Raw genomic sequence first — 22,843 nt, 5'->3', positions numbered from 1 at the left:
GGATTTAGATGTCGAAAAATAAAAATGGATTTATATAGCACTGTTAAAAATAGTATGTTGATGGTCACTAAAATTAAATATAACTCTTTAATTTTACATAGTAAGTAAGGTTTTTAAAAGGTATTCTTTGTCTTTAGGTAGAGTATTTCCTTTGATCTTTCAAATTAATAAATAACCAAATTATCGACATTCGATTTAGAACATTCAGAAAAGTGATTGACATTAGGAAATGATTGCTATAAAATCAACGGTAATTAAATAGTCTTATCAAGAAAAGGTGGAGGGACAGGCCCTATGAAACCTTGGCAACAGCCGTATAACGGAATTGTGCCAAATCCTGCAGGTAATAACCCTGAGAGATAAGAAAGAGACTCTAGAGCGTGTTTTCAAACTGCTTCTTTCTTGTTCAGGAAAGAAGCAGTTTTTTTATTTTTTATAAAAGAAAGGGGTATAGAAAATGAGTGAATCATGGGGGAAAGGAACAATATGTGTGCAAGGTGGTTATACACCAAAGAATGGTGAACCACGTGTTTTACCGCTCTATCAAAGTACAACTTATAAATATGATACGTCGGATGATTTGGCGGCGCTCTTTAATTTAGAGGCAGAAGGTTACATTTATACACGTATTGGAAACCCCACACTTGCAGCATTTGAACAGAAGTTAGCAGAATTAGAGGGCGGCGTTGGGGCTGTTGCAACAGCTTCGGGTCAGGCAGCTATTATGCTTGCTGTTTTAAATATTTGCAGCAGTGGTGACCATTTACTTTGCTCTTCAACTGTTTATGGGGGAACATTTAACTTATTTGGAGTAAGTTTACGTAAATTGGGGATTGATGTTACGTTCTTTAATCCGAACTTAACTGCAGATGAAATTGTGGCACTTGCCAATGATAAAACAAAGCTAATTTATGCGGAATCGCTTGGGAACCCAGCGATGAATGTTTTAAATTTTAAAGAATTTTCAACAGCTGCGAAAGAGTTAGAAGTACCGTTTATCGTTGATAATACTTTAGCGACACCGTATTTATGCCAAGCGTTTGAGCATGGCGCAAATATTATTGTTCATTCTACAACGAAATATATTGATGGTCATGCAAGTTCATTAGGCGGGATTGTCATTGATGGTGGAAACTTTGATTGGACGAATGGTAAATATCCAGAGCTTGTCGAACCAGATCCAAGTTACCACGGTGTAAGCTATGTGCAGAACTTTGGAGCAGCAGCGTATATTGTAAAAGCACGCGTTCAGTTATTAAGAGACTATGGAAACTGTATGAGCCCATTCAATGCGTATATTAGTAATATTGGTTTAGAAACATTACACTTACGAATGGAACGCCATAGTGAAAATGCTCTTGCAGTTGCAAAGTGGCTAGCCAATCATGAACGTATTGAATGGGTGAATTATCCGGGGTTAGACAGTAATGAAAATTATCCATTAGCGCAAAAGTATTTAGCAAAAGGTGCGAGTGGTGTCTTAACGTTTGGTATTAAAGGAGGAGTGGAAGCTGCGAAAGAGTTTATTGCAAATGTGAAATTGGCAACGCTTGTGACACATGTAGCAGATGCAAGAACATGCGTAATTCACCCTGCTAGTACAACGCACAGACAGTTAAATGAAGAGGATCAGCGCTTAGCTGGTGTTACATCTGATTTAATTCGCCTATCGGTTGGGATAGAAGATGTTTCTGACATTATTGCTGATTTGCAAACAGCTTTAGTTGGAGGAAAAGAACATGCCAATTATAGTTGATAAAGATTTACCAGCTCGTAAAGTATTGCAAGAAGAAAATATTTTCGTAATGACAAAAGATCGAGCTGAAACGCAAGATATTCGTGCTTTGAAAATTGCAATTTTGAACTTAATGCCAACAAAACAAGAAACAGAGGCGCAATTACTTCGGTTAATTGGTAATACGCCACTTCAATTGGATGTACATTTACTCCATATGGAGTCTCATGTATCCCGTAATGTAGCACAGGAGCATTTAACAAGTTTTTATAAGACATTTCGTGATATTGAAGGAGAAAAATTTGATGGGCTCATTATTACGGGAGCACCAATTGAGACACTTCCTTTTAAAGATGTAGATTATTGGAAAGAGCTTGAGCGTATTATGGAATATTCAAAAACGAATGTAACATCTACGCTGCATATTTGCTGGGGTGCACAAGCTGGTTTGTATTATCATTATGGAATCCCAAAATACCCACTTGAAGAAAAAATGTTTGGTGTGTTTGAACATGAAGTGCGTGAGCAGCACGTAAAGCTGCTGCAGGGGTTTGATGAACTCTTTTTTGTACCGCATTCTCGTCATACGGAAGTACGTGCGGATGATATTGAAAAGATAGAAGAATTAACGTTACTGGCAACGTCAGAAGAAGCCGGTGTTCATCTTGTTATCGGGCAAGATGGTAAGCATATTTTTGCTCTTGGTCATAGTGAATATAGCTGTGATACTTTAAAACAGGAATATGAACGAGATAAACGAAGAGGGCTGGATATTACAGTTCCAAAAAACTATTTTAAATATAATAATCCAGACGAAAAACCGCTTGTAAGATGGCGGAGTCATGGAAACCTATTATTTTCAAATTGGCTGAATTATTATGTGTATCAAGAAACCCCTTATATTTTGTAGATGATGATTATATAACACGTGGTAGCGTTTTCTTTGTAGAGATTAACTTATATTTTTCCGAATGTTCAAAATACATTGTTTTTCAGAAATTTAACTTATATAATGGCATCTAAATACAAATTTCTAGAGGGGTGAACAGTATCATGAATGAAATTCAAGTGGGCTTATTAGGCCTTGGGACAGTTGGCAGCGGTGTGGTTCGCATTATTACGGACCATCAGGATCGATTAATGCACCAAGTAGGTTGCCCAGTGAAAATAGCAAAAGTATTAGTGCAAAGTATTGAGAAAGAGAGAGAGGTTCAAGTACCCTCTACTCTATTAACGAAAAATGTAAATGAAATTATAGATCATCCTGATATTGATGTTGTCATTGAAGTGATGGGCGGCATAGAGGAAGCAAAAGCATACATTTTACAGGCGTTGAAAAATGGTAAGCATGTTGTTACTGCCAATAAAGATTTAATGGCATTACACGGAGCGGAGTTGCTCACGGTAGCAAAGGAGAATAACGCTGATTTATTTTACGAGGCAAGCGTGGCAGGAGGGATTCCAATTTTACGAAGCATTGTAGAGGGGCTTTCTTCAGACCTCATTACAAAGGTAATGGGAATCGTGAACGGTACAACAAACTTTATTCTGACAAAAATGTCTGACGAGGGGAGAGCATATGACGACGTGTTGAAAGAAGCGCAGCAGCTTGGATTTGCGGAAGCAGATCCAACATCAGACGTAGAAGGTTTAGATGCAGCAAGGAAAATGACGATTCTAGCTACTCTTGGCTTTTCTACAAATGTAGAGCTCGGAGATGTGAAGGTGAAAGGGATTACTTCCATTACAGAGGAAGACATTGCATATAGTAAAAGCTTAGGATATACAATTAAATTAATTGGGCTCGCCAAGCGTGATGGTGAAAAGTTAGAGGTAACTGTTGAGCCAACGTTACTTCCTAATACGCATCCTCTCGCAGCTGTTCAAAATGAATATAACGCCGTATATGTATACGGTGAAGCGGTAGGAGAAACGATGTTTTATGGACCTGGTGCAGGAAGTTTGCCAACCGCAACAGCAGTCGTTTCTGATTTAGTTGCAGTGATGCAAAATGTGCGCCTTGGTGTAACTGGAAATAGTGCTGTTTCCCCGCAGTATGAGAAAGTGTTAAAAGAGCCAGATGAAATTTTTGTGAAAAAGTTTTTACGCCTACATGTAAGCGATGAGATTGGTGTATTTGCAAAAATTACATCCTTATTCTCTGAACGCGGTGTGAGCTTTGAAAAAATTATTCAAATGCCATTACAAGAGAAAGGAAAAGCTGAGATTGTCATCGTAACACACCGTGCATCTCTTGCAGATTATGAATATATTTTACATACATTGCAAGCTTATGAAGAGATAGATTGTGTGAAAGCAAACTATCGAATTGAAGGAGATGCGAAGTAATGTGGAAAGGCTTGCTTGCTGAATATAAAGAATTTCTACCTATTACAGAAAAGACACCTTCTTTAACGTTACATGAAGGTAATACACCACTCATTTTATTAGAGAACTTGTCAGCTCGGTGGGGCGTGACGATTTATGGGAAAATAGAAGGCGCAAATCCAACTGGGTCTTTTAAAGACCGCGGTATGGTAATGGCTGTAGCAAAGGCGAAGGAAGCTGGAAGTGGTGCGGTAATTTGCGCATCAACAGGTAATACGTCTGCATCTGCAGCAGCATATGCAGCTAGGGCCGGATTATCATGTATTGTTATTATTCCGAATGGGAAGATTGCATATGGTAAGTTAGCGCAAGCTGTTATGTATGGTGCTGAGATTGTAAGTATTGATGGGAATTTTGATCATGCGCTGCAAATTGTGCGTAATTTGAGTGAGTCCTCACCAATTACGCTTGTAAATTCTGTTAACCCATATCGGATTGAAGGCCAGAAAACAGCTGCATTTGAAATTTGTGATGCGTTAGGGAAGGCCCCCGATATTTTAGCCATCCCAGTTGGGAATGCTGGCAATATAACAGCATATTGGAAAGGTTTTATGGAGTATCATGAAAGACTAGGTACGGGTTTACCAAAAATGCATGGCTTTGAAGCAGACGGTGCAGCGGCGATTGTACGCAGGCATAAAATTGAAAATCCTGAGACAGTTGCAACAGCTATTCGCATTGGAAACCCTGCAAGCTGGGAGCAAGCTGCCTTAGCTGCCGAGCACTCTCAAGGTAAAATTGACGAAGTAACAGATGTTGAAATTCTTGAAGCGTATGAATGGTTAGCGAAGTACGAGGGGATTTTTGCTGAACCTGCTTCCTGTGCATCTCTTGCTGGTGTTTATAAGCAATTGCAAAACGGAGAAATTGAGAAGGGAAGTCAAATCGTGGCCGTTTTAACAGGGAATGGTTTGAAGGACCCCGATATTGCTATTGATACGAAGAAAATTCAGCCAGTTGTGTTACCAAATGATGAGAAGGTTGTCTTTGATTATATTCAAGGAGCGGTCTTTCAATGAAATAGACGAAAAAGGACCTATTGGAGCTTTATTTGCTCAATAGGCCTTTTTTACGTGGAGAATTTTTGTACCCATATGAATAAATGCTTGAATAATCCATCCTGTTGTAAAGGAAAGAATAATGGTTCCGAAGTAAATAGGTCCATCTAGTAAGAAACTAAGTGTCAAAAATAACAAAGCTAATGAAATTTCTGTTCTACGAAACGTCCATTTCTTCTTTTCAGCCATTGTTAAGACAAATGCCTCTTGTGGTGCTGCACATAATTGTGTGGAGACATAGATTCCAATTCCAGCGCCAACGAATAGATTTCCGCACACAAGTGTTATATATTTTGGAAGAGAGCGGATAGAATCCATAATAATAGTAATAGAACCAATCCAATCAACAAAAACAGAAATCAGAACCATAGTAACAATCGTTCCAATTGTAATATGCTTTTTATTTAAAAAGAGCACAATAATTGTAAAAGCAAAGTTAATCATAAAAATCCAAAAACCAATACTTATACCGAAATTTTGATATAGTGCAATAAAGAATGAATCATAGGGACTAAGCCCAAAAGAAGTGATGGTTGTCATCATATTAATTCCGAGGGAAAGAATGAGTAAGCCACCAATAAAAAATATATATTCTAATTTGAAGCGTATCATATGTTCCAAATCCTTTCTGAATGTGTTTGTTAGGAAAGGATATAATGTGGAAAGCTTACCAGGTCAAGGGAGAATTTTGAATGTAATTGATTTAAATGATGGGAAGGGAAGAAAATAAGATGACAAATATAAAAAAGATTGCTGAAATTGCTGGGGTCTCCGTTTCAACAGTTTCACGTGTGCTCAATAATCATCCTTATGTAAATGAGGAAAAGAGGAAAGAAATTTTAGCGATTATTGAGGAGTTAAACTATACTCAAAATGTCAATGCGATTCACTTAGTAAGGGGAAAAACAAATGTAATAGGTGTGCTATTACCACATGTAAATAATCAATATTACAGTGCTATTATTGAAGGAATCTCGAAGGAAACAGCAAAGAAAAATTATAATATGATGCTTTGTCAGACGAACTATAGTGCTGAAAGAGAACTTGAAATTTTACACATGTTAAAAATGAAAAAGCTTGATGGCTTGATTATATGTTCAAGGGTGAATAATCAAGAGAAAATTGAAGAATATACAAAGTTCGGGCCGATTGTAACGTGTGAGGAAATAGAATCAAAATTAATTTCTAGCGTACATATTGATCACTATAAGGTGTTTTCACAAGGTATGAAATATGTACTAGATAATGGGCATACTCGTATTGGATATTGTATTGGAAGAAACAATAGTATTAATAGTCAAAAGCGAAAGCAGGCTTTTGAAGATGCACTTCAGGAAATTTCTACTGAGTCTCAAGAAGAATGGAAGTTTAAAGAATGCTTTACAGTGGAAGATGGACGTAATGTGGCAAGGAAATGGGTAAATATGCCATTGAAACCGACAGCCTTTCTCGTTTCGTGTAATCCAATTGCGGCAGGTATGGTAACAGAAGCGAAGAAGCATGGTATTCGTATTCCAGAAGAACTCGCAATTATTGGATGTGATGATCAAGAAGTGGCTGATATATTAGGAATTACGACGATTGCCCATTCTAGTAAAGCTGTTGGTAGAAAAGCGTTTGAATTATTATATGAGAAAATTACAGCTGAAAAAGTAAGCGTCAAAAATATAGAGTTATTACCACAATTAACGGAGAGAGAAACAACATAATAGAGAAAGTGTGGAAATCGCTTTTCAAAAGGGCGTTTGGTATAATTATGGACAATCTATGAGGGCTAAAAGGGGTTTTGATATGAGATCAAAATTAGTTAAGGCAATTCTACTCATTACAATTGCATCTTTCTGTTTGTTTGCATACGGTTTCATTTTGGGTGTTAACGATGTATTGAACCCGAAAGCTTCAAAGTTAGTTACGAAAACGGAAGCGCAAGTTAAGGAGAAAAAGAAATCTGGAACGTTACAAGTAGTTAGTTTAGGTGATTCGTTAACGCGTGGCGTTGGCGATAAAGAGGGAATTGGTTATGTTGGGCGCATGAAAGAAGGGTTGCAAAAAGATTATAAACAAAAGGTTGCTTTAACAAACTTGGCTGTTAGTGGTGCCAAAATGCCAGATTTGTTAAAGCAGATAGAAAGCAGTGGGGCTCAGTACTCCATTAAGCAAGCGGATCTAATCGTTTTAACAATTGGAGGTAATGATTTATTTCCAGGCTGGGAATCACTTGGGAATATAGATCTAGAGAAATATCGCCCAGATACCGAAACATTTCAAAATGAAGCGAAGAAAATTATAACGGAAATTCGCAAGTTAAATTCAGATAGCCCTATCTTTTGGCTCGGCTTATACAATCCTTTTGAAGATGTGGAAGATTTAAAAGGTTCTTCAGCCATTGTTATTGATTGGAATGCTTCTTTAGAGAAATTAGCAGTAAACAATAAAAATGTATATATTACACCGACGTTTGATTTATTTCAAAATCGTGGGAAAGAGTTGTTATACACAGATCATTTTCATCCGAATGAAATAGGTTACTCATATATGGCTGAGCGCTTATTACAAGATGTTGTAAGTAAGATGAAGCTAGATGAAGGAGGTGCCAAATGACGACGATACTTTCAGTACGGAATGTAAAAAAGGTAATTGGGAAGAAGACGCTTGTAGAAAATATTTCATTTGATGTTAAGCAAGGAGAAGTGTTTGGCTTCCTCGGTCCAAATGGGGCAGGAAAAACGACGACAATTCGGATGTTAGTTGGATTGATTAAAGCAACCGAAGGTGAGATTTCTATCGGTGGCTATCATATTAAAGAAAATTTTAGGGAAGCGATGCGACAAATTGGCAGCATCGTTGAAAACCCAGAGCTCTATACGTATTTAACAGGATTTGAAAATTTAAAGCAATTTGCACGGATGCTTGGTGGTATATCGGATGAACGTATTTTAGAAATTGCAAAAATGGTTCATTTGGATGAGCGTATTCACGATAAAGTAAAAACGTATTCTCTTGGTATGAAGCAGCGCCTTGGAATTGCACAAGCCCTTCTTGGGAGTCCGAAACTTCTTATATTGGATGAACCGACAAATGGATTAGATCCTGCTGGTATAAGAGAATTAAGAGAGTTTATACATAAGCTTGTCAAAGAAGAAAATATGAGCGTATTTATTTCGAGTCATTTGCTGAGTGAAGTGCAAATGATATGTGATCGTGTCGCTATTATTCATAAAGGTAGAATGATTACAGTTGCACCTATTGAAGAGTTGATGAAAACCGCAAGTGATCGCGTTGAGTGGATTGTTACACCAATTTCAAAAGCGAAGGACATGTTAGAAGCAGCAGAAGGAGTAAGTGAAATCAGTATAGACAATGAACGTTTATTGTGCCGTATGAATATCACATCAATTAGTATGTGGAATAAGCGTTTTATTGAAAATGGGATAGACGTACATAGTGTGAAAGAGCTTGTGTTTACGTTAGAAGATTTATTTATTGAACTCACAAGGAGTGAGCAGCATGCGTGAATTTGCAAATCTTGTTTTAAATGAATCGGAGAAAATTTATCGGAAGAAACGTATTTTTGTTGTCATGCTTATATTAGCAATTTTGATCCCGCTGTTTGTTTATGCCCAGTATCGTGAAATAGAAACGACGAAAAAGCGACTTGGTACAAGTGATTGGAAGGTTTCACTTCAACAGCAAATTGTTGATTCGCAAAATCGTTTGAATAACTCTAGATTGCCGGAAGAGTGGCGTGATTGGCTAAAGGTAAGGGTAGAGCAACAACAATATTATTTAGATCATGATATTAATCCAACTGCACCAGGAGCACCAACGTTTGTCAGAGCATTTATTGAACAAGGCATTACCCTGTTTATTCCGCTCCTTGTAATGATTGTGGCAATCGATATTGTATCGGGAGAACGAAGTGATGGGACGATGAAAATGCTCCTGACGCGGCCGATTCGACGCTGGAAAATCCTCCTTAGCAAGTATGTGACGATGCTGTTATTTGTTTCACTTATATTACTCCTTGTAGGTATTTTTGCCTATGCATTATCGGGCGTTGTTTTTGGATATGCCGGATGGGGTTTGCCTGTGTTAACAGGGTTTGTGATTGATAAAGAAGCGTTGAATACAAATTTTGTTCACCTTATCCCGCAGTGGCAATACATCTTAATGGCATATGGATTGGCATGGTTTGTGGCAATTGTTGTAGGAACAATCTCCTTCATGGTTTCAGTTCTAATTCGGAACACACCAGCAGGTATGGGAGTTATGCTGGCAGCATTAATTGCTGGTGGCATTTTAAGCTCTTTTGCGACATCTTGGGAAGGCGCAAAATATATATTTAGTGTGAACTTATCATTAACAGATTATTTATCAGGGAAATTACCTGCACTGCAAGGTTTATCAATGAGTTTTTCATTAATGAATTTAACCGTTTGGGCCATAGCATCCCTTATTGTTTCATTCGTAGTGTTTACAAAGCAGGATATGGTCAATTAAGTGAATAGGAAGTGAAGAGATGAAACACATTTTAAAGAATGACTGGGAGCCATTACTCGCACCAGAATTTGAGAAGCCATATTATCAAAAGTTGGGACAGTTTCTAAAAGAAGAGTACAGTACACATGTGATATATCCAAATGCAAATGATATTTTTAATGCGTTACATTATACAAGTTATGAAAATACGAAGGTTGTCATTTTAGGACAAGATCCGTATCATGGGCCAAATCAGGCGCATGGCTTGAGTTTCTCTGTACAACCGGGCGTAAGAACACCACCGTCACTACAAAATATGTATAAGGAATTACAGTCTGATGTTGGATGTGAAATCCCGAATAACGGTTATTTAGTGAAATGGGCAGAACAAGGCGTATTGTTACTAAATGCTGTATTAACTGTTCGTCAAGGGGAGGCTAACTCTCATAAAGGAAAAGGGTGGGAGCATTTTACAGATCGTGTAATCGAGTTGTTAAATGAACGCGAAAAACCTGTGATATTTATATTGTGGGGACGTCATGCACAAGCGAAGAAAAAATTGATTACGAATTCTAATCACCATATTATTGAATCTGTGCATCCAAGTCCGTTATCAGCAAGACGAGGTTTCTTTGGAAGTAAACCGTTCTCAAAAGTAAATGAATTCTTATCTAGTATGGGTGAGAAGGAGATTGATTGGCAAATTCCAAATCTATAATGCAGCATAAAAAAGGTAGCTAACAAAATGGTTGTTAGCTACCTTTCATTATTATTGTTCATTTTTTAGTTTTGCATCTAGTACAAAAGTGCCAAATGGGATAACGGATGCGATAAGTGCACCAAGAGCCCATGAAATTGATTTGCGATGCACGATTGTTACTTGAATTACTGCAAAGATGAATAGTATAAATAGAACACCGTGAGCCATACCTGTAATTTTAACGGCTGTTGCAAACCCTGCGAAGTATTTTAACGGCATTGCTACGAATAATAGTATTAGAAAAGAAATCCCTTCAACTAATCCAATTGCTCTTAATCTTCCGATTGGTGTAGATAACATGAAATGGCCTCCTTAGAATATGAGCTTGTATATAGTAAATTTGTATTCTTGTTTAAAAATAGTCTGTTTGTTTCATTATATACAAAAACAAACTTTGCACTATGAAAATGGTGCAAAGTTCAAAATATCTTCACAAAGCTACTTATATTTAAAGAAAAACCCATTTGAAGTATTTGACTTCAAATGGGTTTTGTGCGCGGATTTATATAAATACAGATTGAAAAACTGATATAAAACCTCTCTTTTTAGATGGGAGAGAGGATCCGCCCATGTATAGAAGCGGTCAGTACCTTTTTTAGCCCCATGCCGAGTGAAAACAAAAGGAGAAAGTGAGTATAGGTCACCTTTTGTTCTTCATAGCCGTGACTTGTATGTTGAAAAATCATATATATTAAACAAGAACTTCGGTTTTTAGTACAAATTTCTCTACAACTTTTGCAACACCATCGTTCATATTTGTATCAGTTACGTAGTTTGCAATTTCTTTAATATCATCTGGTGCATTACCCATCGCAACGCCAAGACCAGCGAATTCAATCATTGTTTGATCGTTATAGCTATCGCCCATTGCGATTACTTCTTCACGTTTAATACCAAGTTTTTGAATGAGTTGGTGTAAGCTTGTTCCTTTTGTAACACCAGCCTCTGTGAACTCTAAGAAGTATGGTTTTGAACGCATTACACTTAGTTTTCCTTCTAGTTGTTTTTGAAGTTTCTTTTCTACTTCTACAAGGCGTTCAGCTTCTTTATTCATTAATACTTTTACAACAGGTTCTTGTACAGCAGCAATAAAGCTGTCTACTTCAATGATTGGCATACCTGTAAGATTGCCTTCAATTTCTGTATATGGATTATTTTCTTCAGTTACAATATCATCGCCCATATACGTATGGATCCAAACATCTTCTTCTTTACTAATTTCATATAGATTATGAACGATTTCAGGAGATAATGTACTGCTGAATAGTTCTTCATTTGTTTTACAATTAATAATTTTTGCGCCGTTAAATGATAGGATGAAACTTCCGTATTCTTCTAAACGAAGTTCTTTTGCAACATGACGCATACCAAATGTTGGGCGGCCAGAAGCAAGTACAACTTTTACACCTTGTTCTTGAGCGGTCATTAAAGCCTGTTTTGTACGCTCTGAAATCGTATGGTCATCACGTAGTAAAGTATCATCTAAATCTAAAACAATCATTTTATAAGACATATAGAAAGTTCCTTTCTTTGTTTAAATAATAATTGGTGTTGCTAAAAAATTTTGATGAAAAGATTGAGGAATAAATAATGAATAGTAAGACATCGAACCTCTTTAAATAAAGTTAAGAAGGTGACTGTATTGTTAGTATAAATTATCATGGGCGTATTGCCCATGATAATTTATACCTATCGTAACAACTCTGAAAATAGAGTGCAATAATGGAAGTTTCCCAATTTACGAAAGTTGGCTTTCTTTTGAATGGGAAAATAGTACTTCAAGTAGAATGGCCATAACGGAACCAAGGACGAGGCCATTACTTAAAAAGGATGCCAAAAATGGCGGAAGGGTAGAGAATGCACTAGGCGGCACGAACATAACCCCAATTCCTGTAAAGAGTGAAAGGCCGGCAACACGGAATAAACGATCTTTATTTTGCACTGCGTCATATTCACGAAAGGCGAGGCCAATCATATTTGCAAATACAGGGTAAATAGCCGCATACCCAACAGCAACAGGGATCGCTGCAAAGAATGAAGTAATCTTTGGAAATATACTAATTAAAATGATAAAAATTGATCCTAACATAAAAGGAAGCCTCTTATAAATATTTGTTGTTGCGATAAATCCAGCTGATCCTGAAATGGCTACAGGACCAATCGCGGAGAAAAGTCCTCCTAGCAATTGATTAATCCCCGTTATAATACCAGCCTGTTTAAAGCGATTTTGAACTATATCCTCTTCATATTTAGAAACAACCTTTTGAACAACGCGAATACTTGCTAACATGTTTGTTAGGAGAAGTAGTGTGACAAAAATAACGGTAATTGCCATATTCCATTCAATGCGAGGTGTTCCAAAAACAAATAGGGATGGGAGACGAATGATATCTGTTACAGGTGCAATTGGATTGGATAATCCAAAGCATGCAAATAAAATCCATCCAAAGACAATGCTGAAGAGAACAGAGTATTGCCCAATAATAGGTAGCCTCATAATGAAAAAAGATAGTAAAATAACAATGAGTGAAAGAATGAATACGTTTACTTGTACTTCGGTATGTTGTCCGTCAAGGCCAAACATTCCTTTTAAGAAAGAGCCACTAAGCTGGGCAACAAGAAGAAATAAATAAGTTCCGATTACTGTTGGTGTGAAATAACGAACAAGTTTATCAATAAGTCCAAAAATACTAAGGATCATACAAATGATACCGCTTAACAGGAAAGCGTACTGCAAGACGCGGAGTGTTTCATTATTTGATCCAAATAGTACGATTCCTAAACTTGCATAAAGAGAGAAGACTCCCCACCAAAGACCAGCAGGACCTTCTTGAATAGGTAGCTTATGACCAAATATGGCTTGCAGGAGGCCTGCAAAACCAAGAACAAATAATGTTCGTTGTACAAATGCAATAGCTTCAGCACCATCGAGTCCATAACTAGTGGCTACACTAATTGGTACAATGAGACTTCCGGCCAAAATAAATAATGCCCATTGCAGGGCGGAAAGAAATGTTTTCATGATATCAACCTCTTTCATAGATTCCGTTTCCAGTATATACGTATTTTATTTCCTCTGGCAAAGATTGTATATATACATCAATTAAAAAAACGACATAAAACCCCTCTTTTTAGGTAGGAGAGAGCATCTGGCCATACATAGAAGCGGTCAGGGCCCTTTTCTGCCACATGCGAAGTAAAAACAGAACGAGCAAATGAGTGTAGGTTACTTTTTATTCTGCATAGCAGGGATTTAGATGTCGAAAAATTAAAATGGATTTATATAGATAGAGAAAAGAGTTGAAGAACGATATGAATGCACGCAGGCAATTATTGATAGCAGTGATATGTATGTGTTTCGTTGTAACCCTTGGAACAATTGGATTTATGATAATAGAAGAAATCAGTTTGTTTCAAGCTTTTTGGATGACGATGATTACAGTATTGACGGTTGGATACGGGGATGCAGTTCCGTTAACGCAAGCTGGGAAGATTTTCGCACTTCTTATCATACCAGTTGGGGTAGGAATTGTTACATATGCAATCGGGGTAGTAGCAGCGATGATTATTGAGGGGAATTTATTTCATGCAATGAGGAGGAGAAAAATGGATAAGCACATAGCGCAGTTACAAGATCATATTATTGTATGTGGCTGTGGTAGAGTAGGACTTCAAGTTGTACACGAATTACAGGAAAAGAAGATTCCTTTTGTGGTTGTTGATAGAGATGGAGAGGTACTAGAGAAGGAAAAACTTTTGTATGTACATGGTGATGCTACTGAAGATCAGGTATTAATTAAGGCTGGAATTACAAGAGCTGCTGGCTTAGTGGCGATTGTTGCGAATGATGCTGAAAATGTATTTATTACATTAACGGCAAGGGGGCTTAATAGTAAGATTAAAATTGTAGCTAGAGCCGAAAAGCCAGAAACGGAAGAAAAATTACGTCGTGCTGGTGCGACTAAAGTTATTAATCCATCTAGTATGGCTGGAATCCATATTGCAAAAGGTATTGCAAATCCACTAACGGTTCATTATATTGATACAGTGCTTTATGGAATAGAGCAGTCCTTTGCGATAGAAGAAGTTCAAATTGGGAAAGGCTCTATTTTAATTGGAAAAACATTGCTAGAAAATAATGTGAGAAATCAATTTGATGTTACAATTTTAGCGATTTTAAGACATGGGGATATTATCCATAATCCAACAGGGCAGGAAAAATTACAAGAACGTGATATGATAATAGTATTTGGTCCAGTAGAGAAGTTGGAGCAATTTGAGAAAGAATTATAAAGTAAGAGGTGACAAGGGATGCAAGTATCTAGCGAGAAGATTTTAAATAAAATGGCAAATGAAATTGCAAAAGCAAAAAGTAGTGAAGGACAGAAAGCGAAGGAACATCTATCAGTTGTTCGTGCTTTATGTGATTTACTGTTAGACGAACAGATTGATTCTAGTAGGTATGTAGAACCAAAACTACAACCACAAGTGATAACATCTCATCCAATGACAACAACTCAGCAGGTAGTATCAGTTTCCGGAGAACCTGTATATATGAAAGAAGCAGATGCAAATGGGAGTTCTTTATTTGATTTTTAAAGGTTAAATTGTTTGGCTTATATGCAAAAATTTCTTATCATAAAGATAAAAAGGGGAATTCTAATGAAAATTTTCTTCTTATTAGGTTGTATTGCAGCTGGTTTATCTGTCGCATTAGGAGCTTTTGGGGCGCATGGCTTAGAAAACAAGATTTCTGCAAAAATGTTAGAAGTGTGGAAGACAGGAGTTACATATCAAATGTTTCATGCGGGGGGATTGTTCGTTGTTGCGTTATTAATGGATAAAATTCAATCTTCTCTTTTAAGTGCGGCAGGCTGGTTTATGGTAGCTGGAATTATCATGTTCTCTGGTAGTCTATATGCATTAAGTACAACGGGTATTAAATTTTTTGGACCGATTACACCGCTTGGTGGTGTAGCATTTATTGTAGGATGGATTTTACTAGGAACTGCAGTTGTAAAAGGTTTATAAAAACAAAAGCTGGCATTTGCCAGCTTTTTTTTATGATCTTGGAGCATAGGTTGCTGGTTGGGTAGGAAAATACGTAATTTCTCCAGGGAATTCTACATAATCCAAGTAAATCATAAGTAGTAAGTATCTTTTTCCGGATTTTGGTTCACTGACGATAATGTGATCACGTCCAGCTGCTTCAATAATACCTGTATAGGATTGTGTGCCAAGCGAACTACCACGCTCATATGTCATAACAAAAGTTGCTGGTTTTCCTTTGTTTAAGCGAAGGATATTTTCAATATACGATTGTTCTAGTGGGAGCATACCTTGAGATGCTGCAAGCTGTGCTTGGGCAGTTGGTTGTTGCATGGCCTGTTGTTGCATAGCTTGTTGCTGCTGCGGCGTCATTTGTTGTTGCATATATCCCCCTGAAGGTTGATAAAAACCCGTTCCATAGTATGGATTTTGTTGCTGTGCCATTCAAAAATCCCTCCCTGTTTTCATTCTTTAATATACACTTGGGCAGTCCTCGCCGGATGGTTGAAAAAAGCAGTGGTTTTTAAAACGCCCTGAATTTTCCTGGTCATACCAAGTTGGTGGACAAGCACCAGCCGGACGAAAGAACCATAAGGCGAAATTTGCAGGCCAAAAGCGTTGCCCTTGAATTGTACGTCTTGCAAGGGCGATGTCTTGTTCTCGTGCCCGTTGATAAAAGTACCCTTTCTGAGTTGCTTCGAATCCACCAGGACTTTGAAAAACCATTTGGCGTAAATTTCGGATTGATTTAAAATCTAAACAATTTCCAAGAACGCGATTGACACCAACATTTCCAACCATCAACATGCCTTGTTGCCCTTCCCCTTCAGCTTCAGCACGCATGAGCCTAGCTAATAATTTTACTTCTTCGCCTGTATGGGCGATAACAGCCATTATGTCTCACCTCTCTTTTGGGATTGCATTAGAGAAAGAGGTTTATTTCTAGGTGAAGTGTGGAACAATTACTAGTTCATACGTATGAGGAAAAGGACTCAGATATGACAATCAAACAAACTTTTAGGGAGAGTAATTTTAGTGTTAGAAGGAGAAACATAATAAAAAAGCTAGCATTGCTAGCTTTTTATTTATCCGAATAACTTTGACCACATATTTGAGAAGAATCCACCAATGGAACGCATTGTTAATACGAACCAATTTGCCTTTTCTACTTCTTCTGTTGTTTTTGCAGTGATTTTCATGTTTTTACTTCCGTCTAAGAATCCATATTGATCAGTTGATTCTAAAACAAGTGAACCTACTTTTGCATCTTTTTTAATAGGTGCGATTAATTTTCCATCCTCAGCAAGTGATTGATCCGCCTCAGTAGAAATTTTGTAAGGTGGTTTGCTACCCTTTTTTGTGATTACCGTTATTTCTTTTTCAGGTGTCACAGTTACATAATCTTCTTTCCCTTTTACAACAGGAATTGTGTTATTTCTATCTATTTTTAATTTCTGTTTTTCAAAGTTATTAAAACCGTAATCAATTAACGCACGAGATTCTGTGAAGCGTTCGTCCATTGATTTTGTCTTAATAATAACGGAGATAAGACGTAAATCACCGCGTTTTGCGGTAATTGTAAATCCATACCCAGCTGTATCTGAACTTCCCGTTTTTAAACCGTCTGTCCCTTCGTAAGCAAAGGCAGCGCCTGGTAGCATCCAGTTCCAGTTTTCCATACGAATTGGAAGTGGGTGGTTATCTGGGAAGTTTCTAAATCTTTGTTTTGTATCCTCTAGTATTTCTGGATACTTTGTAATAATTGTTCTCGCTAAAATACCCATATCGCGAGCTGATAAGGAGTTTTCTCCGTTCGGATCTGTTCCTTCAGGGTGTTTTCCTTTTAAATCAGCATTATTTAATCCTGTAGCGTTTACAAATTTGTATTTCTTTAACCCTAGTTTTTTCGCATGTTCATTTGCAAGATTCAAGAAGTTTTTTTCACTTCCTGCAAGAAGTTCTGCTAGCGCAACACTAGATCCATTTGCAGAGAAGATAATAATAGAATGATATAATTCTCTCACTGTATATTGTCTTCCTTTTTCGAAAGGAACGTTCGAGAATTCATTGTTACGGGAAATTTCATAAGCATAATTAGAGATGTTTACTTTTGTATCCCAGGTAATTTTTCCTTCCTTAATCGCTTCCAAAACGGAATAAATAACCATGAGTTTTGACATACTAGCAATGGCCAGTAGTTCATCTGGGTTTTGTTCGTGGAGTACTTTTCCTGTGTCTGCATCGAAAAGAATAGTAGCGGCAGCGTCTATATGTATTTTTTCTTCTGCATGGGAGGTTGTTACTCCTAAGGAAGAAAATGACAATAGAAACACTAGTAAAATAGATAAGATTTTCCTCATATACATTATCACCTTCGCATCGTTATTAGCATATAGCTCGTACCATTTTAGCATAAATTTGGATATGAAAAGATTATAATTTAATAGGAAATTTGACAAGATTTTGTCCGTTCTTGTTTTAATTTGACGAAAATAGCGGATTTTTGGAGAAGAATTGTGGAATATAAAGAAAAAGGAACGAATTTCGTTCCTTTTTTGTATTATACGTATAAAAATTTTGCTACTTTTTCGCTTGGTAAAATGTTTCCAACGAAGAATGTTCCAAATTCACCATAACGAGCACTTACTTCATCGAAGCGCATTTCATATACAAGTTTTTTAAATTGAAGGATGTCATCAGCGAATAGTGTTACACCCCACTCATAATCATCAAAACCAACAGAACCTGTAATAACTTGGCGCACTTTACCTGCATATTGACGACCGATTTTGCCGTGACTGTACATAAGCTTTTTGCGTTCTTCCATCGGAAGCATGTACCAGTTGTCATCACCTTGACGACGCTTGTCCATTGGGTAGAAGCAAATGTGATTTGCTGCTGGTAATTCAGGGTATAAGCGTGCTAAGATTTGTGGGTTTTGGTATGGATCTTCATCAGCTGGAAGGTAGTTACTTAGTTCAACAACAGATACGTAAGAGTATGCAGGAACCATATATTCGGCTAATGTTGTTTTGTTTAATTCTGTTTCAATTTCATTTAATTCTCCCATTGTTGGACGTAAAATCATAAACATAATATCAGCTTTTTGACCAACAACGGTATACATTGCATGGCTACCTTGTTTTGCAGACGCAGTTTTATTCCATTTCTCGATGATATTTAAAAATTCAAACATTGCTTGTTCACGTTCGTCACTAGATAATGTTTTCCATGCTGCCCAGTCGATAGAACGTAAATCATGTAAACAATACCAACCATCTAACGTTTTTGCTGCTTCGCTCATTCGATTCACCTCAGTTAATGATATTTTACACGTTAACTATAGCATATATAGTTTTAAAGTTACCTATGTAAAGCTTTGGTGCATAAAATTGTCACAATTGAAAATGCTAGAAAGAGGAGTGTATATGTCTTTATATCTATAGATAGATGGAAAATTAACCAGCTGAATTTTGTGAAAATATAATCATTTTAATTTTGCCTATTTTTTAGGAGCTATAAGTTTAAAATATAGATGAAAAGAAGTATTCTTAAAGGTAGAGTTTTTTTAACATTTGTAGGAGGGTTTATTTGTGAGCGATTTATTTACAACAGTAAAAGAAAAAGTTCAAGGAAAAGGCATTTCTATTGTACTTCCTGAAGGAACTGATGAAAGAATCTTAGGCGCTGCAGAGCGTTTAGCAAAAGAAGAATTAGTAAAACCAATCTTAGTTGGTAATAAAGAAGAAATTAGCGCAAAAGCTGCTAGCATGAATTTAACATTAGCAGGCGTTGATATTTACGATCCAGCTACATACGAAGAAATGGATGCGATGGTAGCGTCTTTCGTTGAACGCCGTAAAGGTAAAGCAACAGAAGAAGATGCTCGCAAAATCCTTAAAGACGAAAACTACTTCGGTACAATGCTTGTATACATGGGTAAAGCACACGGTTTAGTAAGTGGTGCAGCTCATTCTACAGCTGACACAGTTCGTCCAGCACTTCAAATCATTAAAACAAAACCAGGCGTTACAAAAACTTCAGGCGTATTTATCATGGTACGCGAAGATGAGAAATATGTATTCGCTGACTGTGCAATCAATATTGCACCAAACAGCCAAGATTTAGCTGAAATTGGTATTGAAAGTGCAAAGACAGCTGAATTATTCGGCATTGATCCACGCGTTGCAATGTTAAGTTTCTCTACAAAGGGTTCTGCCAAATCTCCAGAAACAGAAAAAGTTGTAGAAGCAACTCGTATCGCAAAAGAAATGGCTCCTGAATTAACATTAGATGGAGAGTTCCAATTTGATGCTGCATTCGTACCATCTGTAGCGGAGAAAAAAGCACCAGGTTCTGTTATTAAAGGTGATGCTAACGTATTCGTATTCCCAAGCTTAGAAGCTGGTAATATCGGTTACAAAATTGCACAACGCCTAGGTAAATTTGAAGCAGTAGGACCAATCTTACAAGGCTTAAATATGCCAGTAAACGATTTATCTCGTGGTTGTAACGAAGAAGAAGTGTACAAGCTAGCTTTAATTACAGCAGCTCAAGCACTATAATTGAAAAACCCCGCTACGTAGCGGGGTTTTTCTTATTTCTCAAGATTAAGTGCTTTGTTATTACGATCGATGATACGCTGTAAATTCATTTCGTATAATGGAACTTCATCAACTGTTAATTGTGATGGTGTTAATTTTGGTGCGAAATGCTGTAATGTTTTTAAAAGGCGCATCATTAAGTCTTGAACGGTAATCGTTTCACCAAGTAGTTCAGATAATGAAGCCATTGTACTTGGTACAATTTCTGGATACGTAAATTTTGTTTCTTCACCTTGAATTGCTAAGTTGTAAAAATCACGAACAAGTGCCGCACGTTCGGAGCCACTTCCTGTAGCACATAAGTAAATTTGTACAGCTACACCTCCGCGAATGCGGCGCTGTGAAATACCTGCGAATTTCTGATCGCGAATGCTTAAATCATAGCTACCAGGACAATAAGAGCCAACGATTTCTTTTGCCTCGATATCGACATCGTAATCTTTTAACATTTCTTTAATTAAATGCCACATTGTATCGTATCCAAGGTCGATATCAATTCCCTTTTCTGTTTCTTGAAATAGAAGTGATACATTTAAAACCCCTTCATCAAGTACGACTGCAAGACCACCTGAATTACGAACAATAACATTGAAATTCTTCTGTTTTAAAAAAGAAATCCCTTCCTGTAAATGAGGAAGACGAGAATCTTGAATGCCAAGAACAATTGTATTGTAATGAACCCAAGAACGCATTGCTGAAGCAGAGGTACCATTTCCGATTGTCGTGCATAGTGTGTCATCCATTGCGAATGACTGCAGAGCATGAAATGTCGGTCCTAAACTAGACTGATCAACAATACGCCACTCTGGTTGAGATAAAATCGAACGGGAATTGCTCATATAACTAACCCCTTATCTATAAAATGACAATCTTTATTATAACAAAATAAAAAGGATGCGGTTAGCGCATCCCTTTTATTCTGCAATTTTTTCTAAATTCCCATTTCGGTCCATTCGGAAAGAAGTTTGTGCACGCTCTTCGTCATCCATTAATGCTAATTTACGAGCGCGGTTCATAATATTCATGAGCGTTTCATAATCTTCTTGTACTGTATTAGATTGTTGTTCTAGTTTTTCCAGTTTCGTTTCTAATTCTTCATTACGAAGCACTTGTGCTTTTAATTCTTGTTTTAATCTCGTATTCTCGTTTTCAAGTGCCGTTACTTTTACGTTTGAAGATCCGACTGTTTGTAAGAAGTAAATGACATCTTGCATTGTTAGAGAAGTTTTAGAAACAGATGGTTCCGAATATGGAATAGCCTCTTTTGTAACTGGTTCGTCATGGGCAGTTATTACTGCTGAAGCTGGAGGGGTATAAAGCAGGCGTTTTTTCGCTTGTTCACCACCAGCAGCACGCATTTTATCTTTACGATGTTTTTTTGCTAGCTGAAGAGCTTGCTCATAGCTATAGCGGACAACAGCGTTCCAACGAAAACCACAAGCCGCTGATGTACGATTTAATTGATCTCCAACTTCTTCAAATGCATTTAATTGTGTACTTCCTTCTCGAACATGGCGAAGGACGGTTTCAGCAAGTAATAAATCGTCTTCATCTGTCCAAGCATCTTGTCTTACTTTCATAGATTCAACTCCCTTTCTTTTTATGAACTTCCTATTTTTATAATGGGCAAAAAAAATTGCTTTTATACAAAGCTTTTAAAAATATGGTAGATTTTGATGAAGGTAAGAAATATATGTACGAATGACAAAAGCTTATGAAGGGAAAAATAAATGGAAAAGCAAGGGTTAGGACTACAGTGGAAGACTTGCATCGAGCACCAAAGAGCGGTAAAATACCATTTAGTGTTTATTGTTAAATGTACTTGTGAAAAGTTTAAAATAGAGGAAGTGTTATATATAATGGGAAACGAATTTCGTGTGTGTGATGATTGTCAGGCAACGAACATTAAGACGTTGATACCAAAGCTCAAAAAGGTAGATTCATGTGCAAGTATTGAAGTTGGATGTCAATCTTATTGTGGGCCAGGTCGTAAAAAATCATTCGCTTTTGTGAATAACCGTCCAGTTGCAGCGCCAAATGAAGATGAACTAATTAAGAAAATCGAGACAAAATTAAATAAGTAAGAAAAGGAAGAGTGAACATTTTACTCTTCTTTTTTTATGCAATTAAAGCTGGAATTTATTCCGAAACAAGGGGAAGAAAAAGGTAAAAGGTATTAATTAGCGACGTATTAGTGGGTAAACTTTATATTATGAGATTGGTTTTATACCAAGTACATTAGTTTTATATTACAAAATAATAGTTGACAGTCCTTTGGAGTAATAGGTAGAATAAAGTATATGATTATGATAATCATTATCAAATGAAAACATACATCAATTAAAAAAACGACATAAAACCCCTCTTTTTAGGTGAGAGAGAGCATCTATTCATGCATAGAAGCGGTCAGGGCCCTTTTCTGCCACATGCGAAGTAAAAACAGAAAGAGCAAACGAGTGTAGGTTACTTTTTATTCTGCATAGCAGGGATTTAGATGTCGAAAAATGAAAATGGATTTATATACACATACATGTCGTTCTGGTGGGCGGTTCACCGCCTCTATATATACATCAATCAAAAAACCGACATAAAACCCCTCTTTTTAGGTGGGAGAGAGCATCTGACCGGTCAGGGCCTTTTTCTGCCACATGCGAAGTAAAAACAGAAAGAGCAAACGAGTGTAGGTTACTTTTTATTCTGCATAGCAGGGATTTAGATGTCGAAAAATTAAAATGGATTTATATAGATTCTTTGCCTTCGTTGAATTTTG

At 37.0% G+C, this 22,843-nt stretch carries 24 protein-coding genes and 1 riboswitch; of the genes, 14 read left to right on the top strand and 10 right to left on the bottom strand.

The genetic code is table 11. The features are described from left to right. The first annotated feature begins 261 nt into the window (after positions 1–261). Positions 262–366: riboswitch (SAM riboswitch) on the top strand. Between the two features lie 91 nt (positions 367–457). From COO03_RS18220 to thrC, 4 genes are all read left to right on the top strand, one after another. Then, the gene (locus tag COO03_RS18220; RefSeq protein ID WP_097898511.1) at positions 458–1,756 is read left to right on the top strand and encodes a bifunctional O-acetylhomoserine aminocarboxypropyltransferase/cysteine synthase; all 1,299 of its coding nucleotides are present in this window, start codon (positions 458–460) and stop codon (positions 1,754–1,756) included. Beyond that, positions 1,740–2,645 carry a homoserine O-acetyltransferase MetA gene (gene metA, locus COO03_RS18215; protein WP_097898510.1) on the top strand — a complete coding sequence of 302 codons (906 nt, stop codon included), beginning with the start codon at positions 1,740–1,742 and terminating at the stop codon, positions 2,643–2,645. Before COO03_RS18220 ends, metA begins: the two co-directional genes overlap by 17 nt. A 143-nt stretch (positions 2,646–2,788) precedes the next feature. Beyond that, a complete protein-coding gene (locus COO03_RS18210) occupies positions 2,789–4,084 on the top strand; it encodes a homoserine dehydrogenase (protein ID WP_097898509.1) in 1,296 nt (431 codons plus the stop codon). Continuing rightward, positions 4,084–5,142: a threonine synthase gene (thrC, locus tag COO03_RS18205; protein ID WP_097898508.1), complete on the top strand. Its 1,059-nt coding sequence runs from the start codon at positions 4,084–4,086 to the stop codon at positions 5,140–5,142. Before COO03_RS18210 ends, thrC begins: the two co-directional genes overlap by 1 nt. 36 nt (positions 5,143–5,178) lie before the next feature. On the opposite strand, the gene COO03_RS18200 is transcribed toward thrC, so the two are convergent. Next, the gene (locus COO03_RS18200; RefSeq protein WP_097898507.1) at positions 5,179–5,793 is read right to left on the bottom strand and encodes a YczE/YyaS/YitT family protein; all 615 of its coding nucleotides are present in this window, start codon (positions 5,791–5,793) and stop codon (positions 5,179–5,181) included. Positions 5,794–5,912: 119 nt separating this feature from the next. On the opposite strand from COO03_RS18200, the gene COO03_RS18195 reads away from it, so the two are divergent. From COO03_RS18195 to COO03_RS18175, 5 genes are read left to right on the top strand one after another with little or no spacing between them, the layout of a single operon-like run. Beyond that, positions 5,913–6,890 (top strand): LacI family DNA-binding transcriptional regulator, encoded by a 978-nt coding sequence (locus COO03_RS18195; protein ID WP_097898513.1) that lies wholly within the window; start codon positions 5,913–5,915, stop codon positions 6,888–6,890. Between the two features lie 10 nt (positions 6,891–6,900). After that, positions 6,901–7,782 carry an SGNH/GDSL hydrolase family protein gene (locus COO03_RS18190; RefSeq protein ID WP_230322443.1) on the top strand — a complete coding sequence of 294 codons (882 nt, stop codon included), beginning with the start codon at positions 6,901–6,903 and terminating at the stop codon, positions 7,780–7,782. After that, complete coding sequence (locus COO03_RS18185; protein WP_097898505.1) at positions 7,779–8,696, top strand: ABC transporter ATP-binding protein; 918 nt, start codon at positions 7,779–7,781, stop codon at positions 8,694–8,696. The genes COO03_RS18190 and COO03_RS18185 overlap by 4 nt, the downstream gene beginning before the upstream one ends. Then, positions 8,689–9,681, top strand: coding sequence for an ABC transporter permease (locus COO03_RS18180; protein WP_097898504.1), 993 nt, complete (start codon positions 8,689–8,691; stop codon positions 9,679–9,681). The genes COO03_RS18185 and COO03_RS18180 overlap by 8 nt, the downstream gene beginning before the upstream one ends. A gap of 19 nt (positions 9,682–9,700) precedes the next feature. Further along, positions 9,701–10,378, top strand: coding sequence for a uracil-DNA glycosylase (locus tag COO03_RS18175; RefSeq protein WP_097898503.1), 678 nt, complete (start codon positions 9,701–9,703; stop codon positions 10,376–10,378). Between the two features lie 51 nt (positions 10,379–10,429). Here the strand turns inward: COO03_RS18175 and COO03_RS18170 are convergent, their stop codons facing one another. From COO03_RS18170 to COO03_RS18160, 3 genes are all read right to left on the bottom strand, one after another. Continuing rightward, complete coding sequence (locus COO03_RS18170) at positions 10,430–10,720, bottom strand: DUF3817 domain-containing protein (RefSeq protein WP_097898502.1); 291 nt, start codon at positions 10,718–10,720, stop codon at positions 10,430–10,432. Between the two features lie 391 nt (positions 10,721–11,111). After that, positions 11,112–11,933, bottom strand: a complete 822-nt coding sequence (locus COO03_RS18165; RefSeq protein WP_097898501.1) for a Cof-type HAD-IIB family hydrolase — start codon at positions 11,931–11,933, stop codon at positions 11,112–11,114. A 225-nt stretch (positions 11,934–12,158) separates the two neighbouring features. Beyond that, positions 12,159–13,442 (bottom strand): purine/pyrimidine permease, encoded by a 1,284-nt coding sequence (locus tag COO03_RS18160; RefSeq protein WP_141523324.1) that lies wholly within the window; start codon positions 13,440–13,442, stop codon positions 12,159–12,161. Between the two features lie 290 nt (positions 13,443–13,732). Here COO03_RS18160 and COO03_RS18155 point away from each other — a divergent pair, with 290 nt between their 5' ends. From COO03_RS18155 to COO03_RS18145, 3 genes are all read left to right on the top strand, one after another. Beyond that, positions 13,733–14,713, top strand: coding sequence for a potassium channel family protein (locus tag COO03_RS18155; RefSeq protein WP_141523326.1), 981 nt, complete (start codon positions 13,733–13,735; stop codon positions 14,711–14,713). 18 nt (positions 14,714–14,731) lie between these two features. Beyond that, on the top strand, positions 14,732–15,019 hold the full coding sequence (locus COO03_RS18150) for a YwdI family protein (RefSeq protein WP_097898498.1): 288 nt from the start codon (positions 14,732–14,734) through the stop codon (positions 15,017–15,019). A gap of 63 nt (positions 15,020–15,082) precedes the next feature. After that, entirely contained in the window at positions 15,083–15,451 is a 369-nt protein-coding gene (locus tag COO03_RS18145) for a DUF423 domain-containing protein (RefSeq protein ID WP_097898497.1), read from the top strand. Between the two features lie 30 nt (positions 15,452–15,481). Here the strand turns inward: COO03_RS18145 and gerQ are convergent, their stop codons facing one another. The 4 genes from gerQ to hemQ form a co-directional block, all read right to left on the bottom strand. Next, a complete protein-coding gene (gene gerQ, locus COO03_RS18140; protein ID WP_097898496.1) occupies positions 15,482–15,913 on the bottom strand; it encodes a spore coat protein GerQ in 432 nt (143 codons plus the stop codon). A gap of 27 nt (positions 15,914–15,940) precedes the next feature. Then, positions 15,941–16,363, bottom strand: a complete 423-nt coding sequence (locus COO03_RS18135) for a cell wall hydrolase (RefSeq protein ID WP_097898495.1) — start codon at positions 16,361–16,363, stop codon at positions 15,941–15,943. A 191-nt stretch (positions 16,364–16,554) separates the two neighbouring features. Beyond that, complete coding sequence (locus COO03_RS18130) at positions 16,555–17,835, bottom strand: serine hydrolase (RefSeq protein WP_097898494.1); 1,281 nt, start codon at positions 17,833–17,835, stop codon at positions 16,555–16,557. 194 nt (positions 17,836–18,029) lie between these two features. After that, complete coding sequence (gene hemQ, locus COO03_RS18125) at positions 18,030–18,773, bottom strand: hydrogen peroxide-dependent heme synthase (RefSeq protein WP_097898493.1); 744 nt, start codon at positions 18,771–18,773, stop codon at positions 18,030–18,032. Positions 18,774–19,062: 289 nt separating this feature from the next. Between hemQ and pta the strand changes: the two genes are divergently transcribed. Next, complete coding sequence (pta, locus tag COO03_RS18120) at positions 19,063–20,034, top strand: phosphate acetyltransferase (RefSeq protein ID WP_097898492.1); 972 nt, start codon at positions 19,063–19,065, stop codon at positions 20,032–20,034. A gap of 32 nt (positions 20,035–20,066) precedes the next feature. Here pta and COO03_RS18115 read toward each other — a convergent pair whose 3' ends face one another. Both COO03_RS18115 and COO03_RS18110 read right to left on the bottom strand, forming a co-directional pair. After that, positions 20,067–20,912, bottom strand: a complete 846-nt coding sequence (locus tag COO03_RS18115; protein ID WP_097898491.1) for a lipoate--protein ligase family protein — start codon at positions 20,910–20,912, stop codon at positions 20,067–20,069. Positions 20,913–20,987: 75 nt separating this feature from the next. Further along, the gene (locus tag COO03_RS18110) at positions 20,988–21,653 is read right to left on the bottom strand and encodes an RsfA family transcriptional regulator (protein WP_097898490.1); all 666 of its coding nucleotides are present in this window, start codon (positions 21,651–21,653) and stop codon (positions 20,988–20,990) included. Positions 21,654–21,932: 279 nt separating this feature from the next. Between COO03_RS18110 and COO03_RS18105 the strand changes: the two genes are divergently transcribed. Further along, a complete protein-coding gene (locus COO03_RS18105) occupies positions 21,933–22,157 on the top strand; it encodes a DUF1450 domain-containing protein (RefSeq protein WP_097898512.1) in 225 nt (74 codons plus the stop codon). Positions 22,158–22,843: the final 686 nt, after the last annotated feature.

It is taken from the genome of Bacillus sp. AFS098217, from assembly GCF_002551815.1.
Classification (GTDB): Bacteria; Bacillota; Bacilli; order Bacillales; family Bacillaceae_G; genus Bacillus_A.
Note: the sequence above shows the minus strand (reverse complement) of the source record. Positions and strands in the feature narration are given on the sequence as shown.

Bases quoted from the DNA above. Each gene is read 5' to 3' on its own strand.
- COO03_RS18220 (WP_097898511.1), top strand. From the start codon at position 458: ATGAGTGAATCATGGGGGAAAGGAACAATATGTGTGCAAGGTGGTTAT.
- COO03_RS18135 (WP_097898495.1), bottom strand. From the start codon at position 16,363: ATGGCTGTTATCGCCCATACAGGCGAAGAAGTAAAATTATTAGCTAGG.
- COO03_RS18130 (WP_097898494.1), bottom strand. From the start codon at position 17,835: ATGTATATGAGGAAAATCTTATCTATTTTACTAGTGTTTCTATTGTCA.
- metA (WP_097898510.1), top strand. From the start codon at position 1,740: ATGCCAATTATAGTTGATAAAGATTTACCAGCTCGTAAAGTATTGCAA.
- COO03_RS18185 (WP_097898505.1), top strand. From the start codon at position 7,779: ATGACGACGATACTTTCAGTACGGAATGTAAAAAAGGTAATTGGGAAG.
- gerQ (WP_097898496.1), bottom strand. From the start codon at position 15,913: ATGGCACAGCAACAAAATCCATACTATGGAACGGGTTTTTATCAACCT.
- COO03_RS18150 (WP_097898498.1), top strand. From the start codon at position 14,732: ATGCAAGTATCTAGCGAGAAGATTTTAAATAAAATGGCAAATGAAATT.
- COO03_RS18195 (WP_097898513.1), top strand. From the start codon at position 5,913: ATGACAAATATAAAAAAGATTGCTGAAATTGCTGGGGTCTCCGTTTCA.
- COO03_RS18200 (WP_097898507.1), bottom strand. From the start codon at position 5,793: ATGATACGCTTCAAATTAGAATATATATTTTTTATTGGTGGCTTACTC.
- COO03_RS18165 (WP_097898501.1), bottom strand. From the start codon at position 11,933: ATGTCTTATAAAATGATTGTTTTAGATTTAGATGATACTTTACTACGT.
- COO03_RS18155 (WP_141523326.1), top strand. From the start codon at position 13,733: ATGAATGCACGCAGGCAATTATTGATAGCAGTGATATGTATGTGTTTC.
- COO03_RS18170 (WP_097898502.1), bottom strand. From the start codon at position 10,720: ATGTTATCTACACCAATCGGAAGATTAAGAGCAATTGGATTAGTTGAA.
- COO03_RS18210 (WP_097898509.1), top strand. From the start codon at position 2,789: ATGAATGAAATTCAAGTGGGCTTATTAGGCCTTGGGACAGTTGGCAGC.
- hemQ (WP_097898493.1), bottom strand. From the start codon at position 18,773: ATGAGCGAAGCAGCAAAAACGTTAGATGGTTGGTATTGTTTACATGAT.
- COO03_RS18105 (WP_097898512.1), top strand. From the start codon at position 21,933: ATGGGAAACGAATTTCGTGTGTGTGATGATTGTCAGGCAACGAACATT.
- COO03_RS18110 (WP_097898490.1), bottom strand. From the start codon at position 21,653: ATGAAAGTAAGACAAGATGCTTGGACAGATGAAGACGATTTATTACTT.
- COO03_RS18180 (WP_097898504.1), top strand. From the start codon at position 8,689: ATGCGTGAATTTGCAAATCTTGTTTTAAATGAATCGGAGAAAATTTAT.
- COO03_RS18115 (WP_097898491.1), bottom strand. From the start codon at position 20,912: ATGAGCAATTCCCGTTCGATTTTATCTCAACCAGAGTGGCGTATTGTT.
- thrC (WP_097898508.1), top strand. From the start codon at position 4,084: ATGTGGAAAGGCTTGCTTGCTGAATATAAAGAATTTCTACCTATTACA.
- COO03_RS18175 (WP_097898503.1), top strand. From the start codon at position 9,701: ATGAAACACATTTTAAAGAATGACTGGGAGCCATTACTCGCACCAGAA.
- COO03_RS18160 (WP_141523324.1), bottom strand. From the start codon at position 13,442: ATGAAAACATTTCTTTCCGCCCTGCAATGGGCATTATTTATTTTGGCC.
- COO03_RS18145 (WP_097898497.1), top strand. From the start codon at position 15,083: ATGAAAATTTTCTTCTTATTAGGTTGTATTGCAGCTGGTTTATCTGTC.